General features: G+C 71.1%; 15 protein-coding genes and 1 tRNA gene. 3 read left to right on the forward strand and 13 right to left on the reverse strand.

Features of this window, described 5'->3' with window-relative positions:
- Positions 1-422: 422 nt before the first annotated feature.
- From ACFFBG_RS12545 to ACFFBG_RS12555, 3 genes are all read right to left on the reverse strand, one after another.
- Positions 423-638: a hypothetical protein gene (locus tag ACFFBG_RS12545; RefSeq protein WP_375479143.1), complete on the reverse strand. Its 216-nt coding sequence runs from the start codon at positions 636-638 to the stop codon at positions 423-425.
- 181 nt (positions 639-819) lie between these two features.
- The gene (locus ACFFBG_RS12550) at positions 820-2,010 is read right to left on the reverse strand and encodes a Fic family protein (RefSeq protein WP_375479144.1); all 1,191 of its coding nucleotides are present in this window, start codon (positions 2,008-2,010) and stop codon (positions 820-822) included.
- A gap of 165 nt (positions 2,011-2,175) precedes the next feature.
- Positions 2,176-2,248: transfer RNA gene (locus ACFFBG_RS12555), tRNA-Ala, on the reverse strand.
- 185 nt (positions 2,249-2,433) lie between these two features.
- Between ACFFBG_RS12555 and ACFFBG_RS12560 the strand changes: the two genes are divergently transcribed.
- Entirely contained in the window at positions 2,434-2,709 is a 276-nt protein-coding gene (locus tag ACFFBG_RS12560) for an HU family DNA-binding protein (protein ID WP_375479146.1), read from the forward strand.
- Between the two features lie 232 nt (positions 2,710-2,941).
- On the opposite strand, the gene ACFFBG_RS12565 is transcribed toward ACFFBG_RS12560, so the two are convergent.
- The 6 genes from ACFFBG_RS12565 to ACFFBG_RS12590 all read right to left on the reverse strand — a co-directional run bounded on the left by ACFFBG_RS12565 (position 2,942) and on the right by ACFFBG_RS12590 (position 8,792).
- Positions 2,942-4,375 carry a MauE/DoxX family redox-associated membrane protein gene (locus ACFFBG_RS12565; RefSeq protein WP_375479148.1) on the reverse strand — a complete coding sequence of 478 codons (1,434 nt, stop codon included), beginning with the start codon at positions 4,373-4,375 and terminating at the stop codon, positions 2,942-2,944.
- A 25-nt stretch (positions 4,376-4,400) separates the two neighbouring features.
- Positions 4,401-5,042 (reverse strand): SCO family protein, encoded by a 642-nt coding sequence (locus tag ACFFBG_RS12570; protein ID WP_375479150.1) that lies wholly within the window; start codon positions 5,040-5,042, stop codon positions 4,401-4,403.
- Positions 5,039-5,560 (reverse strand): copper chaperone PCu(A)C, encoded by a 522-nt coding sequence (locus tag ACFFBG_RS12575; RefSeq protein WP_375479152.1) that lies wholly within the window; start codon positions 5,558-5,560, stop codon positions 5,039-5,041. Before ACFFBG_RS12575 ends, ACFFBG_RS12570 begins: the two co-directional genes overlap by 4 nt.
- Entirely contained in the window at positions 5,557-6,276 is a 720-nt protein-coding gene (locus ACFFBG_RS12580; protein ID WP_375479154.1) for a YcnI family protein, read from the reverse strand. The genes ACFFBG_RS12575 and ACFFBG_RS12580 overlap by 4 nt, the downstream gene beginning before the upstream one ends.
- Before the next feature lie 123 nt (positions 6,277-6,399).
- The gene (locus tag ACFFBG_RS12585; protein ID WP_375479156.1) at positions 6,400-8,136 is read right to left on the reverse strand and encodes a copper resistance protein CopC; all 1,737 of its coding nucleotides are present in this window, start codon (positions 8,134-8,136) and stop codon (positions 6,400-6,402) included.
- A complete protein-coding gene (locus tag ACFFBG_RS12590) occupies positions 8,133-8,792 on the reverse strand; it encodes a zf-HC2 domain-containing protein (protein WP_375479158.1) in 660 nt (219 codons plus the stop codon). The genes ACFFBG_RS12585 and ACFFBG_RS12590 overlap by 4 nt, the downstream gene beginning before the upstream one ends.
- Positions 8,793-8,973: 181 nt before the next feature.
- Here ACFFBG_RS12590 and ACFFBG_RS12595 point away from each other — a divergent pair, with 181 nt between their 5' ends.
- The gene (locus ACFFBG_RS12595) at positions 8,974-9,474 is read left to right on the forward strand and encodes a sigma-70 family RNA polymerase sigma factor (RefSeq protein ID WP_375479239.1); all 501 of its coding nucleotides are present in this window, start codon (positions 8,974-8,976) and stop codon (positions 9,472-9,474) included.
- Here the strand turns inward: ACFFBG_RS12595 and ACFFBG_RS12600 are convergent.
- On the reverse strand, positions 9,450-9,920 hold the full coding sequence (locus ACFFBG_RS12600; protein ID WP_375479161.1) for a DUF3817 domain-containing protein: 471 nt from the start codon (positions 9,918-9,920) through the stop codon (positions 9,450-9,452). The two genes, ACFFBG_RS12595 and ACFFBG_RS12600, sit on opposite strands and share 25 nt — an antisense overlap.
- Positions 9,917-10,363 carry a hypothetical protein gene (locus ACFFBG_RS12605; protein WP_375479163.1) on the reverse strand — a complete coding sequence of 149 codons (447 nt, stop codon included), beginning with the start codon at positions 10,361-10,363 and terminating at the stop codon, positions 9,917-9,919. The genes ACFFBG_RS12600 and ACFFBG_RS12605 overlap by 4 nt, the downstream gene beginning before the upstream one ends.
- Before the next feature lie 65 nt (positions 10,364-10,428).
- Between ACFFBG_RS12605 and ACFFBG_RS12610 the strand changes: the two genes are divergently transcribed.
- Complete coding sequence (locus tag ACFFBG_RS12610; protein WP_375479165.1) at positions 10,429-11,055, forward strand: alpha-ketoglutarate-dependent dioxygenase AlkB; 627 nt, start codon at positions 10,429-10,431, stop codon at positions 11,053-11,055.
- 127 nt (positions 11,056-11,182) lie between these two features.
- Here the strand turns inward: ACFFBG_RS12610 and ACFFBG_RS12615 are convergent, their stop codons facing one another.
- Together ACFFBG_RS12615 and ACFFBG_RS12620 are read right to left on the reverse strand one after the other, a co-directional pair.
- Entirely contained in the window at positions 11,183-12,208 is a 1,026-nt protein-coding gene (locus tag ACFFBG_RS12615) for an LLM class flavin-dependent oxidoreductase (RefSeq protein ID WP_375479167.1), read from the reverse strand.
- 44 nt (positions 12,209-12,252) lie between these two features.
- Positions 12,253-13,557, reverse strand: coding sequence for an OmpA family protein (locus ACFFBG_RS12620; protein ID WP_375479169.1), 1,305 nt, complete (start codon positions 13,555-13,557; stop codon positions 12,253-12,255).
- Positions 13,558-13,593: the final 36 nt, after the last annotated feature.

Here is a 13,593-nt window from a genome sequence, read left to right on the forward strand (position 1 = left end):
GCAGAGGTCAGCGTCGCGCGCTCCATCCACTGAACGAGCCGGTGACGGCTAGGACGATCCCATCGTTCACTCTCGAGATTTCGAAGCCGTGCGGCTTCGTTCCAAAGAAGGTCAAGGTCACTACGTCTTCCGGTTCCAGATCTTGAACGGCACCATCCGGCTAGCAGGACAGGCGGTACGGCCACTCGGACTCAAAGCAGGAGACGGTGATCGTCTGGCTCCGCGGAGTGCTCATGCTGGACTCTGACACGCGTCGGAAGCCCGCAATTGCCGCGTTGAGCACTACCGCGCTCTTATGCCACGTCGAGCGCGGGAGCGCGCTCATGCTGCGGGTGTTGACAAGTTAGCCAGCTAGACATCGCGGGTCAGTGCGGCGGGTAGTTGGTTGAGCACACCGTTGGCCAAGCGGGTGAGCAGGATGGTCAGCTGCTGCCGCCATGGATCGCACTACAAGAAGCCGACCTTGCCGCCGCCGCTGGACCGACCAGTACGGCTTCGTACTGGATCATGCTCGCCCCCTCCTTGAAGGCCACCGCGCCGACGTCGTCGTGCCGGTCCAGCCAGAAGTGCTCGTCCCCCACACGTTGCAGTGGGCGCCCGAACGGGCGGCGAGCGAAGCCGTTGCGCGCTTCGTGCACACGGTTCTCACCGCGCCAGTACCCGACGGCTGGTGCACCCAGTCAGATCACCTCACTCACCAGCGCTGACACCAACCCGCAGCAGAACGATCGGACCAGCACGGACGTGCGCGTTTGGACCAGCGCATAACCGCCGCGAACCGATCAGCGGCGCCAAGCCACTTCGAAGCCATATTCGGCGCTAAGCACGCCGGCCAGCACGGGTGGCGAAGTCGTCGAGGGCAGCAAGCACTTCGCGCGACTGCCACATGCGGTTGCGCCGCAAGCCGGTGAACTCGGTTAGGACTCCGGCCTCAGCGAGCGGGGCGATGGCGCGCTGAGCGTTCTGCGGCGCGATGCCGAGTTCCGCACCGACGGTCGCGGCGTCGATGACGGGCTGGCGTAGCACGAGGTCGGCGACCCGCCACGCCGACGCCCCCCGGCGGGCCTTGATCGTGTAGTCCCAGCCCGCACGGATCTCCCGAAGCGCCGCCACGAGCTGACGTCCGTTCGTCGTCGCCTCGAACGACGCCTCGGCCAGACGCTGGACGATCGTTGCAGGCTCCCCTTCGCGGTACGCCGTGAGTGCGTCGAAGTAGGCGTTCGTGTCGGTGAGCAGGCCGGCCGAGACCGGAACGGTGACGTTCTGCGTCAGACCGTGGCCACGAAGCATCGAGTGGATCAGCGCGCGCCCGGTGCGACCGTTGCCATCCGGGAAGGGGTGGATCGTCTCGAACTGCGCATGAGCGATCGCGGCCTGCGCCAGCAGCGGGATATCGGTACGACCCATGAATGCGACGAGATCATGGATCAGGGGCTCGACGTGCTCGTGATGCGGCGGGACGAACAACGCCTGGTGAGGCCCGAACGATGTGCCCCCGATCCACACTTGCTCACCACGCCACCGGCCGGCGATGTCTGGGTGCAGATCGCCGAGCAGCGCGGCGTGCATCGTCAGGATCGCACTGGCATCGAGGTGCTCGGCCAGTTCTAGCGCTGCTCTCATCGCCGCGACGTTGCCGACGATCTCGCTGGCGTTGCGCTTCTCGGTGCTACCGAGCTCGGCCAGCGCGATGGCTTTCGCGCCCGACGTCAGGTTCTCGATCATCGACGACGATGCCGACTCCGACCGCAGCAGCACCGAAGCGAACGGCGCCACCTCTGCACCGAGCTCTGCGTCGAAGCGTGCGATCTCGACCGAGGCTTCTTCAGCCAGCGTGACGACGTCCGTCGGCAGCTGAGGAGTCCGGTCCGCAATCAGCGGGACGACGGCGGCGCGGTACGAGCCCGCGTGCTTGCGGCGGACGCTCGCGGAGACCAGCTCCGGCGCGATCGAGGGCTTCCAGGGCCGCAGTTCCGTGCCCAGCTGCGGCCAGCCGGCATCTGAAACCATGCCTCGAGCATACGCTCACTTATTGAATAACTGATACTAAGGAGCCATTTGAAGCTCACTTATTCGGACACCCGCCGTGAGCTCGGATGCACCAATGGCTACCAAGATGGCTGCCACGCGATTATCGTTCGAATACTGAGGTGGCTCTAGGCCAACGATTCTGGGTGGAGCTGAGGGGACTCGAACCCCTGACCCCCACACTGCCAGTGTGGTGCGCTACCAGCTGCGCCACAGCCCCAACTGCACGGCCCGAACTCCCGTCCGAACGCGCCTGCTCACGGTACACGGCGGCGTGGCGCGCGATCGCCCAGGCGCCCGCCCATCCCGACACGCCACGCCCGCACACCCCCCGGTTTACGGGGTTTTCCGGGCTCAGGACCATACTGGGGACCGGAAGACATCAATCGACTCAAGGGAGACCTCGTGAATCGCAAGGAACTGGTGGCAGCCGTCGCCGATGGCGCCGATCTGGAGCAGAAGACGGTGGACGCCGTTCTTCGCTCCCTCCAGTCCACGCTCGAGGGCGCCGCGGCCAAGGGCGAGAAGGTCAGCGTCCCCGGCTTCTTCGCTCTGTCGGTCGGCGACCGCGCCGCCCGCGAAGGCCGCAACCCGGCCACCGGCGCGACCATCAACATCCCCGCCGCGAAGACCGTCAAGCTCACCGCTGGCAGCGCCCTCAAGGACGCCGCCAACAAGTAGCCCTCAGCGCGGACGGCGAAAGGGCCGGCCGCCGCGCATCAGCGTGGTAGCCGGCCCTTCGTCATGCCGAGGAGAAAAACAGCCCGCTCAGCCGCTGCTCGCCGCCGCCTCCGGCGTCACCCGCTGCTCGCCGCCGCCTCCGGCGTCACCCGCTGCTCGCCGCCGCCTCCGGCGTCACCCGCTGGTCGCCGCCGCCTCCGGCGTCACCCGCTGGTCGCCGCCGCCTTCGGCGTCAGCCGCTGCTCGCCGCCGCCTTCGGCGTCGATGTCTTCGGTGCCGACGTCTTCGGCGCCGGCGCCTTTGAAGTGGACGTGGTCGGCGCAGACGACCCGGTCGATTTCGGCGCCGTCGTCGCCGGAGCGGTCGTCGGTGTGACAGCCGGCGTCTTCGACGGGACCGGCGTCTTGGACGGCACCGGCGCCGGGCCCTTCGCGTCCGCCGCGGCGATGGCCTTCTTCACCGCGGCCAGCGACGCCGTCACGCTCTTGCCGTTCACCAGCACGGTCGGCGTGGCGTTGATGCCCTTCTCGCTCGCCCGCTCGGTAATCGCCTGCACCAGCGCCTTGTGCGTCTCCTTCTGCACGCACGTGTAGAACGTCGTCAGCTTCGCGCCGGTGATGCCGGCCTTCTGCCCATAAAGCTCCAACAGCTTGTTCGACCGCCCGTTGGACCCTTCCGCCGGCTGCACCTGTTTACCGTTGATCGTCCCGTAGAGCAGGTTGTGGAAGGCGACGAACGTGTCCACCGAGACGTCCGAGGCGCACAGCCCGGCATTCGCCGCCCGCGAGGAGTACCGGTTCCCGTTCGACGAGCTGTCCAGGATCGAGATCATGTGCACCCGAAGCTGCGCGTGATTCGAGCGCACCAGCGAGTCGAGGGTCTTGCCCGCGGACTTCTCGAAGTCCAGGCAGATCGGGCACTGGAAGTCCTCGTAGGTGTCGACCGTCGCGGCGGCCTTCTTGCCGAACACCACGCCGTCGGCCACCGTCGCGTGTGACGCCGTCAACGAGCCCTCGATCTTCGCGCGGCCGGACTGCACCCCCACGCCGATCAGCGCGATCAGCATCACCAGGATCAACAGCGAGCCGTTCAGCCACAGCTCGCGGGTGCGCGCCGCCGCGCGCCGCTGCTCGAGCAGCGCGTTGTACTTGCGCCGCCCCTGATCGCTGCGCATCCGCTTCGCCGACGGCGCCTCGACGTGGTCGTTGCGCGCCAGGTACTCGTCCACCGAAATGCGCGTGTGCCACCAGACCACGAGGTATGCCGCCAGGACGAGCAGCCCGATGTCGCGCAGGATGTCCAACGTGTACGACGTCGAGCCGCCCGTCGAGCCGCCGCCGCCGAAGCAGCCGCATTCGAGCTTGATGTCGCGCGCGGCCGCCTGGATCAGCCCGATCAGGAACACCAGGAACAGCACGCCGGACAGCAGCGCGGCGAGCCGCACCGCGACGCCCAGCACCAGCAGGATGCCGACGGACAGCTCGAGCACCGGCAGCCCGTAGCCGATCGCTTTGGACAGCCACTCCGGTGTCGCGTCGTAGGCGCGCACCGTCTGGGTGAACTGCCGCGGCGAGCTGATCTTCGACAGCGAGGCCCAGATCCACACCGCCCCGAGGAACAGCCGGATGACGGTGCCGACCCATGGCCGGGCGCTTGTCCACTTCACAGAAGGCGATTGTGCCGCAACCACCTCAGCGCTTCCCTTCCGCCACGAGCGGCAGGTCGTGCTCGATCTGCTGCTGCTGGGTGTTGCTCTGCAGGAACTCGACGTGCGCGTAGTCGTCCGGCCCGTAGAGCAGGAACAGCGCGGAGTGCGTCTTCCCGTCGTCCTCGGCCACCGTGATGTGCGCCGCGGCCTGCGCCGCGTCGATCTGCGCCTGCGAGCCGCGCAACCCGACCCACGTGGCCGGGCTGTTGCGGGAGAATTGCGACAGCCACGTGGCGATGACCGGCCCGGTGTCGTGCTTGACGTCGGTCGTCACGAACACGACATAGGTCTTGGCCGCGACCGCCTTGGGCAGCTTCTTCAGCGCCAGCATCGCGTTGGCCATCGTCAGCGGGCAGACGTCCGGGCATTCGGTGTACCCGAAGTAGAGCAGCGTCGGGTGACCGCTGGTGGCGGTGCCGAACGCGAACTGCTTGCCTGCGGTGTCGGTCAGCGTGAACTGCGGGCGCGGCTGCGCCGGGGAGACTTCCGAACCGAGGAACGGCCCGTTGCCGGGGTTGTCGTTTAGCTCCGACGGCTTGGCCGCGCCGCCCGCGGAGGACGTGCACGCGGCGAGCGTCAGCGCCGCGAGCAGCGCGCACAGCCGGACCAGCCAGCGGCGCGTCACGACGGGGCTCCGGAGGACGCCCCGCCCGGCGGCGTCGACCCGTAGGCGATCACCGGCGCGGACACCTCGATCGAGCCGGCGTCGGCGAAGTCCAGCTCCAGGTTGACGTACTGGCCGGCTTTGACGGCGCCGTACAGGTGCTCGATCATCACGTGTCCCTTTCCGGGTGACAGCACCAGGCTGCCGTGCGCGGGCACCGTGACGCCGGTCGGGCTCATCGCGCTCATGGCGCCGTTCGCCCCGACGGCGTGCACCACCGCCTTCGCGCCAGCGCCGCTCAGCACGCCGTCCAGCCGGTCCGGCTCGCCGGTCGTGTTCGTGACGGTGAAGTACGCGGCCGCGGTGTCGGCCGGCGGCACCGGCGCATACACGTACGCGCCGCTGACCACGATCGGCGCGCCCGACGCCGTGCCGGCTGCCGTCCCGCTCGATTCCGGCGCGGCCGCGCGCGCGAGCCCGGCGGCGCCCAGCGCGATCGCGATCGCGCCGGCCGCCAGCGCGGGCAGGGGCAGTTTCACGCTCGGCCCGACCTCCGCGCCCGGCCGACGACCGCCAGGCCCAACGCCGCCGCGGCGAGCACCAGCGCGATGATCGACAGCACCACCGGCCCGGTGTTGCTGGCCGACTTCGCTGGCGCGGCCGACGCCGTTGCGCTGACCGTCGCCTTCGAGGCGTCCGAGGACGAATCCGACTTCGCCGCCGGCGCGAGATCCAGCGTCGGCGCCGGGTCCTCCGGCTCGTCCTTCGCGCCGGGCGCGGCCACCTGGTTCCAGTTGACGACGCTGCCGTCCGAGTAAGTCTGCACGGCCGGGAAGACCAGCTTCGACACGTCCGGCAGCAGCCCGGCGATGATCGTGAACGCGCCGAACTCCCCCGGCTTCAGGCCCTGCCCGGACTGCGCCGTCCAGGTCACCTGCGACACCGCGCTGGTGATGTCCCCGTCGTCGGTGACGATCGGCTTGGCGAGCTTCACCACCTTCTGCACATGCGTCCAGCCGGGCACCGGCTCGACGTCGACGGACGCGATCGGCGTCGCCGTCGGCAGCGTGACCGTCAGCTTCACCGTGTCGAACTCCTTCTCCACCGGCACCCGGAAGGTGATCTCCTGGTCGCTGCCGCCGCGGACCGCGCCCGGCGAGGTGATCGTGACGTGCGCGGACGCCCCCGCGGCGAAGGCGAGCAGCGCGCAGCAGGCGCCCAGGACGAGGGCCAGCAGACGGACGGGACGAGACATCGGGTTCCTCTCTACAGGTGACAGCTGTGCAAGTGACTTCTGTGCAAGTGACTTCTGTGCAAGTGACTTCTGTGCAAGTGACTTCTGTGCAAGTGATTTCTGTGCAAGTGACTTCGACATGAGCTAATGCAGGCGCAGGACCACGTCGGTGGTGGTCGCGATCCCGCCCTCGGTGACGGCGAGGTCGATGTCCCACGCGCCGGCGACCGGCAGCGTGACCGTCCCCTCGTAGTCGCCTGCGCCGCGGCGGGTCAGCTGCACCGGCAGCGGGCCGAGCTGCGCGGCCTGCTGCGTCGCGCTCGCCGTGACAGCCGTGACAGCCGTGCCGGCCTCGGCGCCCGACGATCGGCTCACCCGCACGGTGAGATCCACCGAGCCGTGCAGCCCGGTGTCCGACTCGACGGTCACCGAGCGGCCGTCGCCGAGCGAGGCGCTGGCCGACACCGACGTCCGGTAGGACGCGATGAGCGCCTCCTTGCCGCGCGGCTCGGCCACCAGCACAGCCGTCACCGCCAGCACGACGACGCCGACGAGCACCTCGACGAACACCGACCGGCGCAGCCGCTCGACGTCGACGTCCCGGTCAGGCGGCGGCGTGTCGAGCAGCGCACCTGCCATCGCCTCGGCGGTCATCGCGTACGCGACCGCGCGCCGCCGGACGGCCAGCCGCGACAGGTTGCCCAGAGCCAGCAGGGCGAGGAACAGCATGATCTTCGCGAAGACGAGCAGGCCGTACACGGTGGTGAACAACGCGTCCACCGTGCCGACGCCCCGGAACGCCGCGTACGTGCCGGTGCCGCCCAACACCGCCACTGAGACGAAGGCGACCGTCGAGAACGTCGGCAGCACCGAGCGCAGCTCGGCCGGCTCGCGACGCGGCAGCACCGCCGCGAGCAGCACCACCAGCCCGCCCATCCACACCGCCATCGACACCAGGTGCAGCGCGTCGAGCGGCATCGACAGCGTGGTCGGGTTCGTCGACGCCGCATGGCCCGTCCCGGCGAACGTCGCGACCAACGCCACTCCGAGCACGGCGGCGCCGACTTCGGTGGGGCCGGCCCGTCCGCCGGGCAGCGACAACGCGCGGCCGAGCACCAGCGCGAGCAGGCCGAGCAGCACCAGCCGCACGCAGTGCAGCTGGCCGAAGTCGGTGTGCAGCGTGCCGTTCAGCAGCGACCAGTCGGCTGCCTCGCCGACCCCGGAGCCAGCGGTGAACGGTCCCTGCAGCACGAGCTCGGCCATGCCGCCAAGGAAGACCGCGCCCCAGCCGGTCCAGACGATCCGCACGGCGCGCAGATCCGTGCGGCCCTGCGGCCAGATCGTCAACGGCAGCCAGGCGCCGCCGAGGAGCGCAAGCCCGGCGTAGGACACCCATCGGGCGATGTCGAAGACGGTGCTCGTGCCGCGGTTCGTCGCCGACTGCGCGACGTTGCCGTGCGCCAGCGCGCCGTCGCCGACGACGAACCGGATCGTGCCGGCGACGGGATGCGAGTCGGCGGAGATCACCCGGAAGCTCGCGGTGTACGTGCCGTCGCCGAGGTTGCCGGTCAGGTCGTCGACGACCTTCGCGCCGTCGCCGCCCGGGTGATACGCCGCGCGGGCATCCACCCGCTTGCCGCTCTGGTTCGTGACGTGCAGGTAGCCCAAGCCGTTCGAGATGCCGACGCTCTCGTCGAAGGTGATCGTCACGGTGTGCGGCGCCGCGCGCAGCCGCGACCCGTCCGCCGGCGTGGACGCGACGACAGAGGCGTGGGCGAGCGCCGGCGCGGCGAGCAGCAGCCCCGTGCCGGCCAGTCCGAGGAGGCCGAGCAGAAGGACAAGCAGACGGCGGCTCAGACGCCGCGTCACGCGATGCGTCACGCGACAGTCCGCAGCGTGGTGTCGCCGTCCTCGCCAGCCCGACGGCCGTCGGCGCCGCCGGCCCACCCAGGCGGCAGCGCACGCTCGGCGCGGTCCAGCCCGATGAGCAACAGCAGGCCGATCACCGCCGCGACGTGCGTGGAGAGCCGGCCGGCGCTCACCTCGCCGACGGCGACGTCGCGGATCGACAGCGCCGCGAGGACAAGCAGGAACGTGCCGAGCAAGGGGATCAAGCCGGTCGCCCGACGCGGGAGCAGGGCGGCGGCGGCGAACGCGACGCCGATCGCGAGGTTCCAGGCGGCCGCCTCGTGCGCCGCGTGCGCGCCCATCGCCATGCCGATGCTGTCGCCGAGCACCGCCGGCAGGCCGATCGCGAGCTGGGCCAGCCCGGCCAGCAGCAGCCCCGCGCGCAACCGGAAGCGCCGACGCAAGACCCGCCGGACGGGCAGCACCACCTCGGCGGTGATCGCAGCGGACAGATCGGGCACCGGCCGCACGTCGAGGCGCGCCAGCCGGGTGGCGTCGGCAGCCGCGTCGGCCCATCGGGCACAATCGGCGCAGGACGCCAGGTGCTGGTCGACCGTGGCGGACGGCAGGCCCAGCGGCTCGCCGTCCAGCCGCGCCGACACGGCCTCGCGGATCCGGGCACATCTCACGTCGTAATAGTCGTAACGAGGCCGCGGAAAGTTCCCGCCGGCGCAAGGGTCAGTTCCGGCCGGCGGCCGACGGCAGGAGAAGGCGGCAGTGGACGACTCCGACACCGGCTCTGCCACTGGCTCCGACCCCGGCTATGACCCCGGCTCCGGACCCGGCGCCGACCCCGTCACCGCGGCGGCGCTGCAGGCCCGCCGGGGCGACGCGACGGCGGCCGCCGCTTTCGTCCGCGCCACCCAGGCCGACGTCTGGCGGCTGTGCGCGCACCTCGGCAGCGTCGAGCAAGCCGACGACCTCACCCAGGACACCTACGCCCGCGCGTTCTCCTCGCTGCACCGCTTCCTGGGCCGCTCGTCGGCGCGGACCTGGCTGCTCGCCATCGCCCGACGCGTCTGCGCGGACGCGGTGCGCGCCGCGCAGCGCGAGCGTCGCCGACCGGCCCAGCGCGCCGAGCAGGTCGCCGACCCCTCGGGATCAGTCGCGATGCGGGCGCTGGTGTCCGCGCTGGAGCCGGAGCGACGCGAGGCGTTCGTGCTGACCCAGGTGCTCGGGCTGTCCTACGCGGAGGCGGCGGACGTCTGCTCCTGCCCGGTGGGCACGATCCGTTCCCGGGTGGCGCGAGCGCGCGCCGATCTGGTCGCGGAGCTGGGCGACGGCGCTCAGTCCGACAGCGGCGTCGGCTGAGCTGGCGTCTGTTGAACCGGCGCCGGCTGGACAGGCGGCTGGCCGCCGGTCGCCGGATCCCGCTGCGCCGCGGCGCGGGCCGCGCGGGTGACGTAATGCTCGGCGACGAACGACATCGTCGGGATCGTGCCGGCCAACATCACCAGCACGTAGCGGCCCAACGGCCAGCGCAGCCGGAACCCGAGCATCGCGGTCGCGATCACGTAGACGAGGTACAGGTAGCCGTGCGCCACCCACAGGATGCCGGTCAGCGGTTCGAGCTTCGTCGAGCTCGAGTACTTGACGATGAGCGCGATCGTCCCCAACAGCAGGACGACGCCGGTGACGAACGCCATCACCCGATAACGCGTCAGATGCTTGCTCGCCGCGCGCAGCCGTTCGGCCCCGACCGGCGGCTGGCGCACCTCGAACACGTTCGCGCGCAGATCGAAGCCGGCGTCGGTCATCGCCCCTCCTCGAGGCCACTCGCAAGCTCGGGCTCACCGTCGGCGGCGGCGAGCCGCGCCAGGTAGTCGTTGTAGGCCGAGTGCACGGAATCGGCCGCGGCAGGCTGGGCGGCGGGCATCACGTACCGACGGTAGGCGACCGGCCGGCCGCCCTCGGCGACGCGCTCAGCCTCCCCTGCGATCCGCTGCGCCTCCGCGCTCGGCGGGGGCGCGCCGCCGCGGCGAGCGGCGTCGCGCATCAGCCGCGCCCACATCCCGAGCGTGAACGTCGCGAACAGCCACCATTGGATGGCGTAGCCGAAGTTCTGCAGGCTGAAGTGCTTCGAGTTCGAGACGTCGAGCTGCCAACGCCCCAGCAACGCCATCGCGACGACAAGCGCGACCGTCACGACGTGCAGCGTCAGCCAGCCCGGGCGCAGGGCGAACCGGAGGCTGCGCGACACCCCGCCACGGTACTTCGCCGCGGCGCAGCTAAGCGTATCGAATGCGTGTTTGATATAGTCGCGATGTGATCGCGTTCCAGGCGTCGCTGCTCGACTCCGCCCCCGCTGCCGAGTTGGGGCAGCTCGGCCCGAGCGTCCGCCGGCGGGCGCTGACCGACGGCGCGTGGGTGGACCTGCGCCCCCGCTGGGTCGGCGGCGCCGACACGCTGTTCGAGCGGTTGCAGGCGACCGTGCCCTGGCACGCCGAGCGCCGCCCGATGTACGACCGGGTGGTCGACGTGCCGCGGTTGCTCAGCTTCTTCGACGTCGACGCGCCGCTGCCCGACCCGCTGCTCGCCGAGGCGAAAGCCGCGCTCGACGCGCATTACCGCGCCGAACTCGGCGAGCCGTTCGCCACCGCCGGGCTCTGCCTGTATCGGGACGGGCGGGACAGCGTCGCCTGGCACGGCGACCGGATCGGCCGCGGCAACACCCACGACACGATGGTCGCCATCATCGTCCTCGGGGCGCCGCGTCCACTGCTGCTTCGCCCACGCGGCGGCGGGGCGGCGATCCGGCTCGAACTCGGCCACGGCGATCTCTTCGTGATGGGCGGCAGCTGCCAGCGCACCTGGGAGCACGCGGTCCCCAAGACCACGCGCGCCGTCGGCCCGCGGATCAGCGTCCAGTTCCGTCCTCAGGGGGTGCGCTGACCCGGTTGCGCCGTGGCACGCGCGGTGCCGGAGGGCATCAGCCAAGCTGTATTACCGCCGTAGCACGGTTCGGCAAGCACGGTTCGGCAAGCACGGTTCGGCGGAGTACCACCGGATTTGACCCGGCTCAGTTCGCGCGTGACCAGCCGATCGCCGGCGCGATCTCGCGCGCGATCGTCTCGAGGATGCGGGCGTTGTAGGCGACGCCGAGCTGGTTCGGAACCGTGAACAGCACGGTGTCCGCCTCGCGCACGGCCTCGTCCTCGGCCAGCTCCTTCGCGATCTGCTCCGGATCGCCGGCGTAGGTGCGGCCGAATCGCGAGCGCACGCCCTCGAGCAGGCCGATCTGGTCGTCCTCGCCCGCGGCGCCGAAGTACCGACGGTCGACGTCCTCGGTGATCGGCAGGACGCTTCGCGAGATCGAGACCCGCGGCTCACGTACCCAGCCGTGCTCGGCCCAGGCCGCGCGATACAGCCGGATCTGCTCGGCCTGCAGCTCGTCGAACGGGACTCCGGTGTCCTCGCTGAGCAGGGTGGAGCTCTGCAGGTTCAGCCCGAGGCTCGCGGCCCACCGCGCGGTGGCCCGGGTGCCGGCGCCCCACCAGATGCGGTCGGCCAGGCCGGGCGCTTGCGGCTGGATCGCCAACCCGCCGGTGAATCCGCCGGTCCGCTCGGGGTCGACCTGGCCGACGGCCGCGCCGCCGATCGCCGCGAGAAAGAGCCGGGTCTTCTCCCGCGCGAAGTCGGCCGCGCTCTGCCCGTCACCCGGGACGTAGCCGAAGACCTCCGCGCCGCGCAGCACCGTCTCGGGCGATCCCCGGCTGACGCCGAGCTGCAGCCGACCGCCGCTGATCAGGTCGGCTGCCGCGGCCTCCTCGGCCATGTACAGGGGGTTCTCGTAGCGCATGTCGATGACGCCAGTGCCGATCTCGATGCGCGAGGTGCGCGCGCCGATGGCGGACAGCAGCGGGAACGGCGAGGCAAGCTGGCGCTCGAAGTGGTGGACGCGCACGAACGCGCCGTCCACGCCGATCTCCTCGGCGGCCTGGGCGAGCTCGATGGTCTGCAGCAGCGCGTCGCCCGCGGTGCGCGTCTGCGAACCGGGGGCCGCACGCCAATGGCCGAAGGACAGGAATCCGATGCGCTTGGTCACGCCTGGTTCAGCGTCGATGGCGCAGAGGGCATTCCGCGCCGCTGCTAGCAGTACAGGTCGGTCTCGAAGTCCTGCGACACGGTGTTGCTCACCGCGCCGGGACCCTGCGCGTTGACCGCTCGGACGGCGAAGGTGTGCGTCGTCGTCGAGCAGTTCGAGTACACCAGTGTGGTGGTGACGTACGGCGAGCCGGCCACGTAGATGGTGTTGGCGTATGGGCCGCTGTCGACCGACAGCTGATAGCCGGTGATCGGCGATCCGCCGTCCGAGGCCGGCGGGCTGAAGTCGACTGTCGCGACGTCCTGGCTGTCGAAGGCCCCGTCCCACACGCCCGAAACGCTGGCGACGGTGGGCGCGCCCGGCGCGGTCGCCGGCGCGAAGCTGACGGTCACGACGTTGCTGGCCGGGCTCGCGCCGGCGGCGCTCAGGGCGCGCACCGCAAGTCGATAGGTGTTGGCGTCGTGCGGGCCGCTTAGCGTCACGGTGAACGGGCTGTGCCCGGTCACGCTGAGCGGCTGCCAGGTCGTTCCGCCGTCGGTCGACAGCTGATAGCCGGTGACCTTGCTCGTCCCGCGCGGCCGGGCTTCGCTGAAGCTGAAGGTCACGGTGTCGGTCGCGCTCGCGGCGCTGATGTGCGGTGCGGGCGGGGCGGTGAGCGGGGCGGGCGGGGCCGGGGTGCGCACGCGGGTGACCTCGATGATCACCCGTCGGTTCGCAGCCCGCCGGCTCGGCGTGCCGCCGACGACCACCGGCCGGTGGCCGCCGTAGCCGATGGACCGCGCGCTGATGTTCGGCTCGACGTGCACGAGCAGCCGCCGGATGGCCCGGGCCCGGGCGGCGCTGAGCCGCTGCTGGTTGGACGCGCGGCCGCCGAAGTCCGCATAACCCTCGACGCGGACGCCTCGGACGTCGGCGAACGCGCCGCGCAACTCGCGGATCTCGCGCCGGGCGGCGGCGGTGACGTGTGCGCTGTTGAACGTGAACAACGCGGCGCCGTCGAGGACCAGCGCCTCGCCGCGCGTCAGGGTGTGCCCGACTGCCCAGCGGGCCGGGACGGCCAGTTTGCCGTCGTGCGCCCGGTAAGTCGCGGTGGTGTGCCGCAGCCGGCCGCCCCAGTGATGACCGCGCACGTGCGCCTCGGCCCGCCGCGCCTTCGCCGAAACCGGGTCGTGGAACCAGGCCGCGCGCGCGGGCGATGCGTGCGTGGGGGATGCGTGCGCGGGCGACGCATGCGCGGGCGACGCCGGGGCGGCGACGGCTGGGCTGGCGTCGAGGACGACGGCGGCGGCGCTGAGCGTGGCGGCCGCGGCGAGCACGCTCACTCCGACCCGAAGATTGCGTGCGGTCATGTGCGTCCATTCATGGGGGGCGTGCTGTCGCTTGAG

It is taken from the genome of uncultured Jatrophihabitans sp., from assembly GCF_964251945.1.
Taxonomy (GTDB): Bacteria; Actinomycetota; Actinomycetes; order Mycobacteriales; family Jatrophihabitantaceae; genus Jatrophihabitans.